At 71.7% G+C, this 15,369-nt stretch carries 17 protein-coding genes and 1 pseudogene; 5 read left to right on the top strand and 13 right to left on the bottom strand.

Going from position 1 to position 15,369, the window contains the following annotated elements; translation table 11 throughout:
* Positions 1-49 precede the first annotated feature (49 nt).
* Both ACFYYW_RS40880 and ACFYYW_RS40875 read right to left on the bottom strand, forming a co-directional pair.
* On the bottom strand, positions 50-1,564 hold the full coding sequence (locus ACFYYW_RS40880; RefSeq protein ID WP_387657808.1) for an FAD-dependent monooxygenase: 1,515 nt from the start codon (positions 1,562-1,564) through the stop codon (positions 50-52).
* Positions 1,561-2,034, bottom strand: a complete 474-nt coding sequence (locus ACFYYW_RS40875; RefSeq protein WP_387657805.1) for a hypothetical protein — start codon at positions 2,032-2,034, stop codon at positions 1,561-1,563. The genes ACFYYW_RS40880 and ACFYYW_RS40875 overlap by 4 nt, the downstream gene beginning before the upstream one ends.
* 133 nt (positions 2,035-2,167) lie before the next feature.
* Between ACFYYW_RS40875 and ACFYYW_RS40870 the strand changes: the two genes are divergently transcribed.
* The 3 genes from ACFYYW_RS40870 to ACFYYW_RS40860 all read left to right on the top strand — a co-directional run bounded on the left by ACFYYW_RS40870 (position 2,168) and on the right by ACFYYW_RS40860 (position 6,807).
* Positions 2,168-3,565, top strand: a complete 1,398-nt coding sequence (locus ACFYYW_RS40870) for a glutamate decarboxylase (RefSeq protein WP_387657802.1) — start codon at positions 2,168-2,170, stop codon at positions 3,563-3,565.
* A 180-nt stretch (positions 3,566-3,745) separates the two neighbouring features.
* Entirely contained in the window at positions 3,746-4,480 is a 735-nt protein-coding gene (locus ACFYYW_RS40865) for an ABC transporter ATP-binding protein (protein WP_352320949.1), read from the top strand.
* On the top strand, positions 4,477-6,807 hold the full coding sequence (locus tag ACFYYW_RS40860) for an FtsX-like permease family protein (RefSeq protein WP_387658192.1): 2,331 nt from the start codon (positions 4,477-4,479) through the stop codon (positions 6,805-6,807). The genes ACFYYW_RS40865 and ACFYYW_RS40860 overlap by 4 nt, the downstream gene beginning before the upstream one ends.
* Before the next feature lie 110 nt (positions 6,808-6,917).
* Here ACFYYW_RS40860 and ACFYYW_RS40855 read toward each other — a convergent pair whose 3' ends face one another.
* From ACFYYW_RS40855 to ACFYYW_RS40810, 10 genes and pseudogenes are all read right to left on the bottom strand, one after another.
* Complete coding sequence (locus tag ACFYYW_RS40855) at positions 6,918-7,229, bottom strand: gas vesicle protein K (RefSeq protein WP_364413762.1); 312 nt, start codon at positions 7,227-7,229, stop codon at positions 6,918-6,920.
* Positions 7,213-7,452: a gas vesicle protein gene (locus tag ACFYYW_RS40850; protein ID WP_357966755.1), complete on the bottom strand. Its 240-nt coding sequence runs from the start codon at positions 7,450-7,452 to the stop codon at positions 7,213-7,215. The genes ACFYYW_RS40855 and ACFYYW_RS40850 overlap by 17 nt, the downstream gene beginning before the upstream one ends.
* Positions 7,439-8,221, bottom strand: a complete 783-nt coding sequence (locus tag ACFYYW_RS40845) for a GvpL/GvpF family gas vesicle protein (RefSeq protein ID WP_387657798.1) — start codon at positions 8,219-8,221, stop codon at positions 7,439-7,441. Before ACFYYW_RS40845 ends, ACFYYW_RS40850 begins: the two co-directional genes overlap by 14 nt.
* Positions 8,211-8,618, bottom strand: coding sequence for a gas vesicle protein GvpJ (gene gvpJ, locus ACFYYW_RS40840; protein WP_387657795.1), 408 nt, complete (start codon positions 8,616-8,618; stop codon positions 8,211-8,213). The genes ACFYYW_RS40845 and gvpJ (ACFYYW_RS40840) overlap by 11 nt, the downstream gene beginning before the upstream one ends.
* Positions 8,615-8,977 (bottom strand): gas vesicle protein, encoded by a 363-nt coding sequence (locus ACFYYW_RS40835; protein ID WP_364413757.1) that lies wholly within the window; start codon positions 8,975-8,977, stop codon positions 8,615-8,617. Before ACFYYW_RS40835 ends, gvpJ (ACFYYW_RS40840) begins: the two co-directional genes overlap by 4 nt.
* Before the next feature lie 44 nt (positions 8,978-9,021).
* Complete coding sequence (locus ACFYYW_RS40830; protein ID WP_387658189.1) at positions 9,022-9,231, bottom strand: gas vesicle protein GvpG; 210 nt, start codon at positions 9,229-9,231, stop codon at positions 9,022-9,024.
* Positions 9,232-9,290: 59 nt separating this feature from the next.
* Positions 9,291-10,103, bottom strand: a complete 813-nt coding sequence (locus tag ACFYYW_RS40825; RefSeq protein ID WP_364413755.1) for a GvpL/GvpF family gas vesicle protein — start codon at positions 10,101-10,103, stop codon at positions 9,291-9,293.
* A gap of 214 nt (positions 10,104-10,317) precedes the next feature.
* A pseudogene (gvpJ, locus tag ACFYYW_RS40820) lies at positions 10,318-10,524 on the bottom strand (gas vesicle protein GvpJ); the annotation flags it as partial.
* A 56-nt stretch (positions 10,525-10,580) separates the two neighbouring features.
* A complete protein-coding gene (locus ACFYYW_RS40815; protein WP_387657791.1) occupies positions 10,581-11,795 on the bottom strand; it encodes an SRPBCC family protein in 1,215 nt (404 codons plus the stop codon).
* A gap of 293 nt (positions 11,796-12,088) precedes the next feature.
* Positions 12,089-12,634 (bottom strand): hypothetical protein, encoded by a 546-nt coding sequence (locus tag ACFYYW_RS40810; RefSeq protein ID WP_364413753.1) that lies wholly within the window; start codon positions 12,632-12,634, stop codon positions 12,089-12,091.
* 975 nt (positions 12,635-13,609) lie between these two features.
* On the opposite strand from ACFYYW_RS40810, the gene ACFYYW_RS40805 reads away from it, so the two are divergent.
* Positions 13,610-14,044 carry a MarR family winged helix-turn-helix transcriptional regulator gene (locus ACFYYW_RS40805; protein ID WP_387657787.1) on the top strand — a complete coding sequence of 145 codons (435 nt, stop codon included), beginning with the start codon at positions 13,610-13,612 and terminating at the stop codon, positions 14,042-14,044.
* Complete coding sequence (locus tag ACFYYW_RS40800) at positions 14,041-14,385, top strand: ester cyclase (protein ID WP_387657784.1); 345 nt, start codon at positions 14,041-14,043, stop codon at positions 14,383-14,385. The genes ACFYYW_RS40805 and ACFYYW_RS40800 overlap by 4 nt, the downstream gene beginning before the upstream one ends.
* Positions 14,386-14,605: 220 nt before the next feature.
* On the opposite strand, the gene ACFYYW_RS40795 is transcribed toward ACFYYW_RS40800, so the two are convergent.
* Positions 14,606-15,268, bottom strand: coding sequence for a DUF4097 family beta strand repeat-containing protein (locus ACFYYW_RS40795; protein ID WP_387658186.1), 663 nt, complete (start codon positions 15,266-15,268; stop codon positions 14,606-14,608).
* Positions 15,269-15,369 lie beyond the last annotated feature (101 nt).

Genomic DNA, 15,369 nt, shown 5'->3' with positions numbered 1-15,369 from the left:
GGTCTTCCAGCAGTGCCCGCTGGGCGGGCGAGGGTCGGGCCGCGCGTCCTCAGGGGGCGCCGAACCAGGTGGACAGGGCCTCGCGCAGCGCGGGCGCGGCGGTGCCGGCCGGTTCGTCGTGGCCGGCCGCCCAGGCGACGTGCGCGTCCGGACGGATCAGCAGCACGTCGGCCGGGCGCTGGTCGGTCTTGGCCGGGTGCACGTCGACCCGGTCCCGCCACTCGGCCGCCACCTCGCGCAGGTCCGCGCGGTCGGCGAGATCGAGCAGGACGGGCCGCACGGCGTGCATGAGCTCCGCGACGCCCGTCATGCCCTGGCCGGTGTGCAGGGTGAGGTCGGGGGCGAACGCGCCGGCCAGCGGATGGTGGTGCGAACCGGGCATCGGGTAGCGGATGTCGCCGCCGGCCACCATCGCGCCCATGCGGCGCAGCGGCTGCTCGTCCGTCAGCAGCTCCTGGAAGACCTCCCGGAGCGCCTCGGCGGCCGCGTCGTGGCCGCGCCGCAGCGCCACCTGGGCGCGCGTGTGCAACATGGTGCGCGCGCCCGCCAGCTGACGTTCCTCCTCGTACGTCCCCAGCAACCCGGACGGCGCCCGCCCCAGCACCTCGGCGGCCAGCTTCCAGGCCAGGTTGACCGCGTCGAGCATGCCCGCGTTGAGCGCGATGCCGGTCGCCGGGAACAGGTGAGCCGCGTCCCCGGCCAGCAGGATCCGCCCGTCGCGGTACCGTTCGGCCTGCCGCGCCTTGAACGTGAACCGCGACAGCCGCAGCGCCTCCCCAACCCGCAGGTCCACGCCCACCACCCGGCGCAGGCTGTCCCGCAGCTCCGGCACGGTCATCGGGACGTCGTCGTCGTACTCGGTGCTCTCGTCCTCGGTGGTGTAGAGCGAGACGACCCTGGAGTCCGGCGACGAGCCGACGCCCAGCAGGCCGTTCTCGGTCCGGGTGAAACCGGCGCGGATCGTGCCGAAGCCGGGGACGTCGAGATCGCCGTTGCCGAGCACGGTCACCTCGTCGGGCAGGGTGACCTGGGCCAGCCGGTTGACCTCCGGGTAGACGGTGCCGGGGAAGGCGATGCCGGCCAGCTCCCTGACCCGGCTGCGTGCGCCGTCACATCCCACCACGTACCGGGCGGTCACCTGGTAGGGGCCGTCCGGTCCGCGTACGTCCAGGGTGACCGCGGCGTCGTCCTGGCTCGCCCCGACCACCTCGTGGCCGCGGCGCAGGTCGACGCCGAGCTCGCCGGCGCGATCCTCCAGCAGCCGCTCAAGGAGCTGTTGCGGCAGCGGCAGGGCGTGCATCGGCGGGTCGGCCAGCTGGGCGAGATCCAGGTGCACCCCGCCGAAGGGGAACCTGGGCGGCGGCATCGGATCGGTGCAGGCCGCCGCGAACCGGTCCAGCAGGCCCCGGTACCGCAGCAACTCCAGGATCTGCCCGCCGAGCCCGCCGGCCTTCGGGACGTCCCTGCGCTGCGCCTTCCGCTCCAGCACCAACGGCCGCACCCCGGCCAGCCGCAACTCCGCCGCCAGCATGAGACCGGTCGGCCCGGCCCCCACAATGATCACATCGGCACCCATGACCAGCCATTCCTCTCATCAGCCACCATCCGGCCGCTCACCCTACGCCGCACGCCGCCACGACCTTGATGGACGCCCTGACCGGCCACATGAGGGACGACGACCACCTGATCATCGTCTTCGTAGACGATCCTGCCGGGATCCGCCGATTCGAGTCGTACACACTCCACGTCGTGCACGGCGAGAATCGCCAGATAGCCCGGCACCCGCTCGATGAGCCGAGTGGCCGACGCCTTGAACCAAGCCGCCGCCGCCGGGTTGACGTCGCGGCGGTACACGTCGGGATCCACGGTCGCGGGGTCGGTGAAGTTCGCCTCGTACCACGCGTTGTTCTCGCGCCTGAACGCCTCTTCCTCATCGGACAGGAGACCCTGCTCGGCAAGGCTGTTGACCAGCCCGAACACACCTGGGTATGTCCCGCGGCCGTTCGGCGCAGGACTCTGGAACCTGACGAACACCGGCGCTCCTGTCAACGTGCCTCTCCTCGGTGTGCGACCCAATGGTTCTCGGTAAAACCGGCGTTGACTGAGAGTAAAAACTTGCCTACTGTGAGTGCTCGACATCACAGAACTCATCGAGAAGGTGAAGCTCATGCTCAGACGAGTCGAATCCGACCGGTGGCAGGAAGCGCTCGATGTCAACCCCCTCTACAACGGGCTGGTGCCCGAGGGCGGCGTGCCCCGCTTCAAGATGCCGGCCGGCCCGATGAACCCCACCGCGGCCCAGGCTCTCATCCGTGACGAGCTCCTTCTCGACGGCAACGCCCGGCTCAACCTTGCCACGTTCTGCACCACCTGGATGGAGCCGCAGGCCCGCGAGCTCATCGCCGAGACCCTCGACCGCAACATCGTCGACCACGACCAGTACCCCCAGACGGCCGACATCGAGGCCCGCTGCGTCAACATGCTCGACCACCTCTGGAACGATCCAAACGGCGTCAGCGTCGGCTGTTCCACGGGCGGCTCCAGCGAGGCGGCCATGCTCGGCGCGCTGGCGATGAAGTTCCAGTGGCGCGAGCGGCGCCGGGCGGCCGGGCTGCCCGTCGACCGGCCCAACCTCGTGATGGGCACCGCCGTCCACACCTGCTGGCCGAAGTTCTGCCAGTACTGGGACGTCGAGCCGCGCTGGATCCCGATCGAGGAGCCGGCCTACACGCTGTCCGCCTCCCGGCTCAGGGAGTTCTGCGACGAGAACACCATCGGCGTCGTCGGCGTGCTCGGCTCCACGCAGTGCGGCAAGTACGACCCGATCGAGCAGATGTCGGCCGAACTCGACCGGCTGGAGGCCGAGCGCGGCCTGACGATCCCGCTGCACGTCGACGCCGCCGTGGGCGGTTTCATCACCCCGTTCCTGGAGCCCGACCGGGTGTGGGACTTCCGGCTCCCCCGGGTGCAGTCGATCAACACCTCGGGGCACAAGTTCGGCCTGGTGTACCCGGGCGTCGGCTGGATCGTCTGGCAGGAGCCCGACGCGCTGCCCGAAGACCTGGTGCTCTCCTGCGACCTGCTCGGCGGCAACATCGACACCTTCACGCTCAACTTCTCCCGCTCCGGCGCGCCGGTGGTCGCCCAGTACTACAACTTCCTGCGGCTCGGCTTCGACGGCTACCGGGCCGTCCAGCAGACCTGCCGGGACGTCGCGACCTACCTCGGCGGCGAGATCGCCAAGCTGCCCGAGCTCTCGCTCATCGCCGACGGCTCGGAACTGCCGGTGCTCGCCGTCCGGACCGCGCCCGGTTTCGATGGCTTCACCGTCTTCGACCTGGCCGAGCGGCTGAAGATGCACGGCTGGCAGGCCCCGACGTACTACCTGCCGCCCAACCTGGAGCACATCGCCGTCATCCGCTTCGTCATCCGCAACGGCTTCAGCCAGGACATCGCGGCCAAGCTGCTGGCGAACCTGCGTACCGAGGTCGAGTACCTGCGTGACAACCGGGTCCCGCGGCCGCGGACGTCCGCCGAGCAGCCGGGCGTGCCGACCGGAAGGTGAGCCGGCGGTTCCACTGAAGGGCGATCCCCGGATCCGGGGGTCGCCCTTTCTTGTCTGTCGCGTACGAGCCACCCAGAACCTGGGGGAAATGTGACCAGATGTCCGGATCATGAGGACGTCATGATTGATCGGTGATCGCGTCTCTGGTCCGCGTACGCGCAGGCCAGCAGGCTTGTAGCCATGACGGACGTGGTGCGGTTGGACGCCGTGAGCAAGGTGTACGGCAAGGGCCAGGGCGCGGTGGCGGCCCTGCGTGAGGTGTCGGTGGGCATCCCGCAAGGGTCGTTCACCGCGGTGATGGGCCCCTCGGGGTCGGGCAAGAGCACGTTCCTGCACTGCGCGGCCGGGCTGGACGTGCCGTCGTCCGGCTCGGTGCGGCTCGGCGGCACGGAACTGTCGGGCATGGACGAGACCGGCCTGACCGAGCTGCGCAGGCAGCGGATCGGGTTCGTGTTCCAGGCGTTCAACCTGATCCCGGCGCTGGACGTCGTCGAGAACATCACACTCCCCCTCCGCCTGGCCAAGGCCCGCGTGGACCGCGACTGGCTGGCGGAGATCCTGCGCCGGGTCGGCCTGGAGGGCCGGACCGGGCACCGGCCGGCGCAGCTGTCGGGCGGCCAGCAGCAGCGGGTGGCCATCGCCAGGGCGCTGGTCACCAGGCCGGAGGTGGTGTTCGGCGACGAGCCGACGGGCGCCCTGGACACGATGACCGCCCGCGACGTGCTGCGGCTGCTGCGCGAGGTGGTGGACGGCCTGGGCCAGACGGTGGTGATGGTGACGCACGACCCGGTGGCCGCCTCGTACGCCGACACCGTGCTGTTCCTGGCCGACGGCCGGATCGTGGACGCGATGACCGCGCCGACCGCCGACAAGGTGGCCGAGCGCATGACCAGGCTGGGAGCGTGGACACGATGATCACCTTGGCGTCGAGGATGTTGCGGCACAGGAAGGCCGCGTTCGCCGGCGCGTTCCTGGCGCTGCTGTGCGCCGCCGCCCTGGTGTGCGCGTGCCTGATGTTGCTGGAGACCGGCCTGCGCGGCGGCGTCGCCCCCGAGCGGTACGCCGGCGCCCCCGCGATCGTGGCCGCCGACCAGTACGTGCGCCAGACCGTCGACAAGGGCGACGGCGAGACGAAGACCAAGGCCAAGCCCCTGACGGAACGCGCCTGGCTGCCCGAGTCCGTCGTGGCGGCGATCCGGGCCGACAAGGTGGTCCCCGAGGTGACGTTCCCCTTCGGCGGCTTCACCGGCCACGGCTGGGAGTCGGCCGCGCTCACCCCGTTCACCATCGCCAAGGGACGCGAGCCGAGATCGGCGGGCGAGGTCGTCGTCGACGCGCGCGCCGGCCTGGACGTGGGCGCCGAGCTGCGCGGACACCGCGTGGTGGGCGTCACCGCGCAGGCGCTGCCGAGCCAGGACACCGTCTTCTTCAGCACCGCCGAGGCCCGCCGCCTGGCCGGTCACCCGGGCAGGGTGAGCGCGGTCGGCGTGTTCCCCGGCCTGGACCGGGCCCCCGAGGGCGCGGTCGTCTACACGGGGGACGAGCGCGGCAGGCTGGAGTTCCGGGACGCCGAGCAGGCCCGCGTCAAGCTGGTCAGCATGGGCGGCGCGCTGGCCGGCACGTCGCTGCTGGTCGCGATCCTGGTCGTGGTGGGCACGTTCGCGCTGTCCATCCAGCAGCGGCAGCGCGAGCTGGCCCTGCTGCGCGCCGTGGCGGCCACCCCCCGGCAGGTGCGCAAGCTGGTGGGCGGCGAGGCGCTGCTGGTCGCCGGGGTGGCCGGGGTGCTGGGCGCGGCGGCGGGCATCGGCGTCGGGTTCTGGCTGCGCGCCCAGTTCGTCGCGCTCGGGACGGTCCCCGCGAACCTCGGCCTGGTGGTCAGCCCGTTCCCGCCGCTGGCCGCGCTGCTGGCCACGGTCGGCGCCGCCTGGGTGGCGGCCCGCGTGTCGGCCCGCCGGCTGACCAGGATCCGGCCGGTGGAGGCGCTGGGCGAGGCGGTCCTGGACAGCGGCAGGGTGGCCCGGTGGCGGCTGGTGGCCGGGCCGATCGCCCTGGCCGGCGCGGTGACGCTGACGGTGGTCCTGTCGAACCTGCGTACCGAGGCGGCGGCCACGCCCGTGACGATGCTGACCGCGCTGGTCTGGACGATCGCGCTGACGCTGCTCGGCCCGGTGGTCGCGCGGGTGGCCGCGGCGGTGTTGTCGGTCCCGCTGCGGGCCTCCCGGGTGGGCGGCTTCCTGGCCGCGCGCAACCTGCGCGCCAACTCGGGGTCGCTGGCCTCGGTGTTGTCGCCGCTGACCCTGATGATCGCGATGACCTGCACGATCCTCTTCGTCCAGACCACGATGGGCCACGCCGCGCAGGAGCAGGCCGACGCGGGCACCCGCGCCGAGTACGTCCTGACCGGCGTCTCCGCCGCCGAGGCGGCCAGGGTTCCCGGCGTCGAGGCCGTCAGCCAGGTGCTGCGCACGACCGTCCGTTCCGGGCTGGACAAGTACGGCGCCCAGGCGGTCACCTACGACGACCGCACGATGGACCTGGGCATCGTCGCCGGCTCGATGAAGGACGCCGGCTCGACGAAGGACGTGGCCGTCAGCTCGACCGCCGCCGAGCGGCTGGGCGTCGGCGTGGGCGACCCGCTGAAGCTGACGCTGGGCGACGGCACCCCCGCGACCGTGACGGTCAGCGCGGTGTACACCCGCGGGCTCGGCTTCGGCGACCTGACCTTGCCGTACGACCTGGTGGCCGGCCACGTGGACGACCCCGCGGCGTCCCTGCTGGTCAAGGCGCCCGGGTTGACCGTGGACGCCCTGGCCGGGGCGCTGCCCGGAGCGTCGGTGCTGGACCGGGCGCGGGCCGCCGAGGTGAGCGCGTCGAACCCGCAGGCCACGTTCGTGGCGCTGGGCCTGATCATCGCCTTCACCGCGATCGCCGTGGTCAACACCCTGGCCATGGCCACCTCGGCCCGCTCGGGTGAGATGCGCGCGCTGCGCCTGGCCGGCACGACGCGCCGGCAGGTGCTGCTCATGCTGCGGCTGGAGACGCTGGGCGCGGTGGCCACCGCCGTCGTGCTCGGCACCGGGACGGCGCTGGTGACGCTGGCCGCGTTCGGGGCGGGCATGACCGGGTCGGCGGTGCCGTACGTGCCGGTGGGGACGTACGCGGCGGTCGTCGGGGCGGCGGCCGTGCTGGCTCTGGCGGCCACCGCCCTGCCCGCCCGGCTCACGATGCGCTCAGCCGCCTGATCGAACGGACCGCTTGATCGAACGGCCCGCGTGAACTGACGGCCCGCGTGAACTGACGGCCCGCGTGAACTGACGGCCCGCGTGAACTGACGGGCCGCGTGAGCGAGGGGTCAGTCCGCCGGGAGCAGGGTGCCGAGGGGGCCGAGGTCGAGGTTGAGATCGGCGGGCGTCAGCCCGAACCGGTCGCACAACTCGGCCATGGCCTCCTCCAGCCGCATGAGGGTCAGCCCCACAGCCTCCAGCTGCTCCCCGGTCAGGTCGCCGTTGTCCATCCGCCGGACGCACTGGCGCTCTACCAGCTGGCGGATCAGCTCGACCAGCGTCAGCACGAGGCGGCTCAGGTCGTGCTGCACCGAGTCGGCGTCCGTCTCCAGCCGCCACTCGCCGGGTCTGGCCGCCTGCCGGTCAGTCGGGCTCGTCATGTCGCATCCCTCCCTCGACCGCGTCGCCCTCGCGCACGCTGACCAGCAGGGCCCTCAGGGAGATCCGAACCAGGTCGATGCCGGAGATGGACAGCACGAGGTCGCCGGTCACCACCGCCCCGCCCGCCAGCAGGCGGTCCAGCAGGTCGACGAGCGCCACCCGCTGCTCGGGCAGGCGGCCCTGGGCGGCGAGCCGGCCTCCTCTCGGCTCAGGAGGCGTCACCGCGGGCCGCCTCACCGTCCTGGTCGAGGGCGGCGAAGGAGTAGGGCGCCCACGGGCCGACGAGTTCCACGGCGACTTCTCGCCCGGCGACGTCCTCGACCGCCTGCGCGAACTCGGCGGCACGTTCGTCGTCCACCAGGTAGGCGCCGTTGAGGACCATCTGCTCCCGCCGTCCGGACAGCTGCGGGTCCTGGGCCCGGTGGCATCTGCCGACGACGGCGATGTCCATCAGCGCCTCGTGCACGGCACGGGCGTGCTCGGCAGCCCGGCGCCAGTCGGCCTCCCGGCTGCGCAGGGCGGCCCGGCGGCGGTTCAGGTAGGCCGCCCCCGGGCTCGCGCCCTGCTGGTCGGTCACGGGCTCCTCCCGTCCGGGAACGGCGTACGCCTTGACGCCCCACTCCCGCCGGCCGGCCACCCGCGCCAGCACCGCGTCGAACTGTTCGTGCCGCTCGTCGAGAAGCTCCCGAACCTGCGCCTCTCCCGTGTAGACGGTGACCAGCCGCACCGGCGCCGTGGGCCTGAGGGCGGCGACGGCCTCCACCACCCGGTGGTGGCTGCGCGCGGTCTCCTCCAGCCAGACGAGATCCTCCATCCAGCGGCGCAGCGCCTCCTCGCCGAACTCCGCCAGCGAGACCGTGCTGAAGAACGCGGCCAGACCCCGGTGCGTCAGTTGGCGCACGGGCGCCCCCGCCACCCCCGCCACATCGCCTGGCCCCTCGCCCTCGTCGCGGGTGACCGCGTAGAGGTAGACGCCCTGGTCAGTGGCCACGCTCGACCACCTCAGGCACGTGGCCGGGCGCGTGCCCGATCGTGGCGCCGCCTTCCACCACCCGGGCGGACACCATCTCCTCAAGGGCCGCGAGACGGCGGCGCAGCTTGCGGTTCTCCTTCGCCAGCTCCTGGGTGTCGCCGGTGAGCCACGGGTCGTGCTCCCACCAGTCGATGCCCATCTCGCGGGCCGTGTCGACCGAGGCGATGAGCAGGCGCAGCTTGATCGTCAGCAGCTCGATGTCGAGCAGGTTCACCTGGATGTCGCCGGCGATCACCACGCCCCGGTCGAGCACCCGTTCCAGGATGTCGCCGAGGTTGGCCGACTCGCGGCCGCCGGAGGCCGGCTGGTACGACGCCCCGGGCACGTACGGGCTCGGCCGTACGTTCGCGCTCACCGCGAGCCCTCGGCGAGGTCGCCGCTGCCCCGCTTGTAACGGCGCACCCGCCGGTAGGACAGCAGGCCGCCCGCCATGTCGAGCTCAAGCTCGTACAGGGCCAGGGTGTCACCGGAGGACGGGATCCGGCGGTCCTCCACCAGCTCCACGCCGACCAGCCAGCCGTCCTCGGCCGGCTCGACCCGCGTGACGCTCTCGGCCTCCTTGCCGGTCAGCTCGGTCATCATCCGCAACCCGACTCCGGCCACCTCGGCGGCCGGCATGTCCGCCGGACGCGCAGGAGGCGGCCCCTCGCCGCCGGTTTCCGCACGCCTTGTCCCCGGCACGCGCTTCTGTTCGGTCTCCTGCCTGGCAGGCACCACATCACCCCCGTACTCCCCTGGTGCGGCCCCCCGCTAGCGCCTCACCAGCCGACCATCCCCCGCAAGATCTCCTCCACCGCCCGGTCCTCCTCCTCCGCGGAGATCCGGCCGTCGGCCCTGGCCTGCTCCACCTCCTCCAGGCGGCGCCGGACCACGGCCGGGTCGTGCAGCTCGCGCTCGACCTGGTCGCGCATGAGCTCGCCGAGCTTGACGACCGCGTAGAGCGGCATGAGTGGCCAGCCAAAAAGCAACGTCCCCAGTCCCAAGGATGTTCACTCCTCCCAGGCGCCCGCGTCCCTGGCCGGCGCGGTCAGCTCGTGCCGACGAAGTCGTACGGCGCCATCGGCCCGAGCAGCCGCAGCTCGACCCGTCCCGACCAGCGGCGGGCCAGCTCGTCCACCGCCTGTTCGAACTCCTCCCGGCGGTCGTGCGCCACCAGCGCGGCCACATGCGCGGCGTCGCGTTCGTGGGAGGGCTCGCGCACGGCCAGCTGTTCGCACAGGTCGGAGAGCTCGTCCACCACCGTCGCGGTGTCTGCCTCGCGCTTGTCCGCGATGGTGCCCTCGATGATCTCGCCGAGCCGCATGCGCTCGTTGCGCGTCGCGTCCTCCGAGCGGCCGGCGATCTGCTGCCGGAGGCTCGCGGCCTCGCCGTTCTCCCGCAGGATCTCGCTCAGGATCGCGCGCTCGTCGTACCGGCCGTTGACGACGTACTGCGTCCGGCCCTCCACCTCCTGAAGGGCGTCGGCGAACTGGTCGTGGTACGGCTTCAGCAGCTCCTCCACCACGGCCTCGGAGTCCGTCAGCACCGCCCCGAACCGGAACGGCAGCACCGGCACCTCCGCCGCGGTCTGGTCGAGCAGCCGCTGGTGCGTCTGGAGGTCGCGCGGGCGGCCGAGCGGGCGGTCCGGCTCGACGTCGCTCACCAGAGCGGCGATCTGGCCGAACGACACCAGCCGCACCTCCCCGCCGGGGTCCCCCACCCCCTCGGTCCCGGGTTCCACCTCGACGTCCATCGGTACGATCCCGTACACGTAGGACGCGTAGCCGTTCATGCTCGCCTGCGACGTGTCCTCGGACCCGGCGGCCTCCGCGGCCTCCGCGGCCTCTCTGCGTGGCGACATCTCAGCGATCCTCTCTACGACGTGCCCGGCGCGGCTCTTCCTCGCGGTCCACGACCTCCCCCGTGAGCTCCTGCAACTCGTCGGGCTCGTCGGAGGCGGCCTCCAGCTCCCCGGCGTCAGGCTGGCTCGCCTGGCCGACGGCCCTGGCCGCCGTCACCCCCTCGACGACCTCCGGCAGGCCCTTCTCGGTGGCCGACAGGTCGAGACGGTTGGCCGCCTCCGCGAAGCGCAGGTACGTGTCCACGCTGGCCACGACGATCCTGGTGTCGATCGTCAGCACCTCGATGCCGACGAGCGAGACCCGGACGAAGGCGTCGATGACGAGGCCCTTGTCGAGGATGGTGTCGATGACGTCCGCCAGACTTGTCCCCGCGGTGCCGCTGCTGGCCGGTGTACCGCGACCGGCAGGCTGAACGGTCATGTCGTTCCCCCTGGTTCTGGGTGGCCGGGCCCTCGGCGACAGGCCCTGACGAGTGGCTACTCGGCTCGGATCCGACGCCGGCGTACCGGGCGGTCCTGCTCGGCGGACCGGCGGGTGGGCGCTCCGGCGCTACGCCGTGCCACGGGCGGAGCCGCGGGACGCTCCTCGGGCTCCTCTTCCTCCTCTTCCCCCTCTTCTCCTTCTTCTTCCTCTTCGGGCTCCTCGAACTCTCCCTCTTCCTCCTCGAACTCCCCTTCTTCTTCCTCGGGCTCCTCCTCTTCCTCCTCCTCGGGCTCTTCTTCCTCCTCCTCTTCGTACTCGTCCTCGGGCTCCTCGGCTTCCGCCCGCTCGCCCTCTTCGCGCTCTTCGCCCTCTTCGGGCTCTTCGTGCTCTTCGAGCTCTTCCGCTTCCGCCCGCTCGCCTTCCTCGGGCTGCTGCTCCTCGGCCTCCTGCTGCTCCCGCTCCTCCTGGACGGCGGTCTCGTGATCCTTGACGACCTGGCTGTCCCGGATCTCGCCGCGCCAGCCCTCCAGCTCGTCGGGCTTCAGCAGCAGGTGCGCCATCACGTGCCGTCTGAAGTGCTTGAGCTCCAGGCGTACGCGTCGGCCCTGGGCGCGCCACAGGTTGCCGGTGCGCTCGAACAGGCCCTGCGGGTGGTACTCCAGCACGACCAGGACCCGGGTCAGGTCGGGCGAGACCTCGTGGAAGGTCACCGCTCCGTCGACATACCCCTTCGCTCCCTCCGACCGCCAGATGATCCGCTGGTCGGGGATCTGCTCGATGATGTGCGCCTTCCAGGTCCGGTGCGACCAGAAGACCTGGGCCTTCCAGGACAGCTCCTCGTCGGACTCCTGGTTGATGGTCTCGACCTTCTTCATGAACGTCGGGAAGTCCTGGAACTGGGTCCACTGGTCGTACACCAGGCGCCGGGGCGCGCCGATGTCGATCGACTCGACGATGTTGGTGATCTTCGCGTGGCCGGCCTTCCCGCCGCCACGGCCGGTGATCTTCTGCCAGAGGCCCTTGATGCCTCCCTTGAGGCCCCCCTTGATGCCTCCCTTCAGACCTCCCGTGAGGCCGCCCTTCAGCGCTCCGCTCATGAAGCCGGGCTTGTCCGAGCCCGTGACCGCGCTGATCAAGCCCTTTCCGCCGTGTTCCACGTAATCGGAGAGCCGGCCGGTCAGTCCTTCGAGCTTGTCCCCCGCGGAGGACAGCACTCGCGTGCCCGCCGCCTGCAGGAGTCCCTGCGCGGATTTCACCAGCCGGTCCATCGGCAGGCCGTCGGCGAGTCCCTGGCCGGCCTCACCGGCCTTCCCCGCGACGTCCCCGGCCTTCCCGGTCACGTCCCCGGCCTTTCCCGTGACGTCCCCGGCCTTTCCCGTGACGTCCCCGGCCTTTCCCGTGACGTCCCCGGCCTTTCCCGTGACGTCGCCTGCCTTTCCCGTGACGTCCTCGACCGTGCCCGTCGCGGCCTGGCCGGCTCGACGGGCCGTTCCGGCGGCCTTGCCCAGGGCTTCTCCGCCGCGTCCGGTCGCCGTCCTCCTCGCTGCATCAGCCATCGCACTCACCTCCGTGACTGGCCGACCCGCCGGACAGGACGTGTCCGCCGCTGCCCTCTGTGACCCTCATGACCCTCGGGCCCCCGTCCGGTCCGCTCCGGCGCCTCGGGTTCCGCTTCGTCGTCGTCCTCCTGGTAGCGATCGCCTTCGTCGTAGTCCTCCTCGTCGTAGTCGGTTTCCTCGTCCTCGGGCGCCTGCCGCTTCGTGGGTTGAGCCTCGGCTTCTTCTCCCTGCGCGGTCCCGGACTTCTCCCCACGCTCCTGGAGCTTGTGGGTCAGGGAGTCGATCTGCTTGGTGGCCGCGGAGATCACCGCCGCCTTGCCGACTTCCATGAGTTCGCCGCGAAGGCGGCCGGTCATCCGCTGAACCTCGGGATTGGAGCCGAGTGTCTTGACGCCCTGCGCCAGCAGGCCACCGGCGCCCCCCTGGCCGCAGCTGGCGCGTCCCGCCAGCCCGGCCGCCGCCAGTGCCGCGGCAGTGCGCAACTTGTGGCGCCTGCCGAGGTAGTACCCGGCGAGTACGGCAAAGGCCATCTGCAATCTGCTCGACATGGTCAGCTCTCCTTCCGCTCGCTCACCATCTCGACCCGCATCGGTGCGCAGTCCAGTGCGCGATCCGGTGCGCGCGGACAGACCCCGAACACGCCGACGCCTGCTCGCCGCGGCTTGACCTACCCGGAAAACCGACAAAGCACCCAATTGGCGAAAAACGGGACAGGGAGTTGGTGTGCGGGCACGAATCCAAGCCGACCCATCAGGGCGCGTTTAGCCCCGCCTGCCTCCGGAGCCAGGCACGCCGAAGCGTCAGGACCTGGGCCCGACCTGCCCAAAGATCCGTCAACTGGCGAACCTGAGTCCTTGCGCCGAGCGTCATACGGGACCAGACGGCAAACGTCTGAGCGTGATCTCGGAGGCGACCATGAACGACCTGCCATCTTCCGTGCCCGTCCGTCCGGCCACATCCCGGTCCGCGGCACGCGGCAGGGCCGTTCTTCCGCCGTCCGCGCTCTTCCGGGGGTCGCCGCTCGCCCCCCGGAGGCGTTTCAGCCACGTCTTCGTCGTCGTCGCGGTCGCCCTCGCGCTCGGAACGGGGGTGTTCGTCGGCTTCACGGTCAGCCGCGGGCTGCAGGAGGAAGCACTGGGACGCGGGCCGGCGGGCGTCGTGAAGGCGGCCGTCCCGCAGGCGGCCCCGTCCGCGCTTTCCCGGCCACCGGCCGCCCAACCGCCCCACCCGGCCACGCCGCCGAAGGCCGCGGCGAAGCACACGTCCAGACACACGGCCAGACACACGGCCAGACACACGGCCAGACACACGGCCAGACACACGGCCAGACACACGGCCAAGCACACGGACAAGCACACGGCCAAGCACACCGCGAAGCACCCGGCGCGGAAGCCGCACCACGCGAAAGGGCGCAGGCAGCACCACTCGCCGTGCGCCAGGTTCGAGGGGTTGCGGGCGCGGGTGTGCCACACGATCTTCCACTAACTCTTGAGAACGTCAAGAGTTGTCGATATAAAAAGATCGTGCACGAAGAGACCGCTGAGGACACGTTCTTCCGTGAGCTGGGAGGCGCCTGCGCCGAGCTCAGGCAGGCGTTCGCCCGGCACGTGGGCATGAGCCCCCACCGGGTCCAACTGCTCATCCGCCTGCGGCGCGACGGCGAGACCAGCCACAGCGAGCTGCGCCGAACGCTCGGCATCGACGGCGCGAGCGTCACCCGGCTGGTCAAGGAGTTCGAGGCCGAAGGGCTGATCAGCCGCCGCCTGGACCCGTCGGACAACCGCTACACGCTGTCCGCGCTCACCCCCGCCGGCGAGCGATGCGCGGCCGATCTCGACCGCTCGCACCAGGCGTACCAGGAGCGGCTGCTCGGCGGCGTCACGCCGCACCAGCGGGACCTCGTGCTGGACGCCCTGCGCCGCGTCCGCGCGAACATGACCGAACAGGAGAACCGATGACCGAGGACGCGCGGGCCGCGGCCCACCGCATGTACGCCGCCTTCAACGCCCGCGACCACGCCGCCACGGCGGAGATCTTCGCGGCGGACTTCCGCAGCCACCCCCTGGGCACGACCGGCCCCGACAGCGTCTCCCAGGCGTGGCGGCGGTTCCACGAGGCGTTCCCCGACGTCCAGGTGGTCGTCGAGGACCTGGTCGTCGAGGGGGACACGGTCGCCGTCCGCACGAGCGTGCAGGGCATTCCCGGCCGGGAAGCACCGACCATGATGGAGATGTTCCGGGTGCGCGACGGCCGGATCGCCGAACTGTGGGGCCTGTCCTCGCTGCGACGCGACTCCTGAGCCCCCCGGCGACGCGACTCCTCAGCCCGCCCCCGCAACGCAGAAGAGGCCCCGAAGGGCCTCTGACCTGCTGTTGAAACCGGCGGCCGGCGCAAGGTCCCGAACCTGCGCAGGCTGGGCCGACCGTTTCACAGTCCCGCCGCATGAGCTCTCTGACCTGCGGGTTCCTCCTGAGGGCGGGTGCGGCGGGTTGGCCCGCCCTCCGGTCGGAAGCCGCGGGTCACAGGCTGCGGGCGGTGATGTCGCCGTTGGAGGTGGTGGCGTGGATGTCGAGCTCGACGGTGCCGTCGTTCTTGAGCGCGTTGGTGACGCGGCCGTGGCTGGTGCCGGCGTCCAGGGCCGCCGAGACGCCGCTCGCCGCGGTGATCGAGATGTCGCCGGACTGGGTGCGGAGCACGACCTTGCCGCCCGTGGCCTCGGCGACCCGGATGTCCCCGCGTGCGGTGCTGATCTCCGCGGGCCCGCCCAGCCGGCCGACCTCGACGTCGCCGTCGACCGCCGTCAGGCGCAGGCTCGCGGCCTCCTCGATCTCGATCCGGCTGTACGCGCCGTCGAAGGCGACGTCGCCGAGGCGTCCGGTGGTCCGCAGCTCGGCGCTGGCCGCCTTGGCCTCGACGCGGGAGCCGGCGGGCAGCTGGACCGTCACCTCGATCGACCCGGACGGGCCGAGGTACTGGTTCTTCGCCGCGCTCGCGATCCGCAGGACGCCGTCGGCGTACTCGACCGTGGTCTGCTCCGCCGCCTGCACGTCACGGCTCTTCGAGGCGTTCGCGGGCCGGACCTCGACCGTGGTGTCGGCCCGGTCGTCCGCAGCGAACTGCACGCGTCCGGCAGGGATGTCGAGGACGACGCGGACGGGGGCGGGGGTGGTGAACTGCTGCATGATGCTCTCCTGCGACTGGTGGTCTTCCGGTAGGGGGCCCGGCTCGCGGCCCTGGGGCCGCATCGCTGAACCGTTCATGGGTCAACCATCGCGGGCCGCTC

It is taken from the genome of Nonomuraea sp. NPDC001831 (genome assembly GCF_042892035.1).
Lineage (GTDB): Bacteria > Actinomycetota > Actinomycetes > Streptosporangiales > Streptosporangiaceae > Nonomuraea.
The sequence above is the reverse complement of the archived record's forward strand: the minus strand, read 5'-3'. Positions and strand labels throughout refer to the sequence as shown.

Coding starts and splice junctions, on each gene's coding strand:
- ACFYYW_RS40860 (WP_387658192.1), top strand. CDS start 4,477: ATGATCACCTTGGCGTCGAGGATGTTGCGGCACAGGAAGGCCGCGTTC.
- ACFYYW_RS40870 (WP_387657802.1), top strand. CDS start 2,168: ATGCTCAGACGAGTCGAATCCGACCGGTGGCAGGAAGCGCTCGATGTC.
- ACFYYW_RS40865 (WP_352320949.1), top strand. CDS start 3,746: ATGACGGACGTGGTGCGGTTGGACGCCGTGAGCAAGGTGTACGGCAAG.
- ACFYYW_RS40800 (WP_387657784.1), top strand. CDS start 14,041: ATGACCGAGGACGCGCGGGCCGCGGCCCACCGCATGTACGCCGCCTTC.
- ACFYYW_RS40855 (WP_364413762.1), bottom strand. CDS start 7,229: ATGACGAGCCCGACTGACCGGCAGGCGGCCAGACCCGGCGAGTGGCGG.
- ACFYYW_RS40815 (WP_387657791.1), bottom strand. CDS start 11,795: ATGGACCGGCTGGTGAAATCCGCGCAGGGACTCCTGCAGGCGGCGGGC.
- ACFYYW_RS40810 (WP_364413753.1), bottom strand. CDS start 12,634: ATGTCGAGCAGATTGCAGATGGCCTTTGCCGTACTCGCCGGGTACTAC.
- ACFYYW_RS40825 (WP_364413755.1), bottom strand. CDS start 10,103: ATGTCGCCACGCAGAGAGGCCGCGGAGGCCGCGGAGGCCGCCGGGTCC.
- ACFYYW_RS40795 (WP_387658186.1), bottom strand. CDS start 15,268: ATGCAGCAGTTCACCACCCCCGCCCCCGTCCGCGTCGTCCTCGACATC.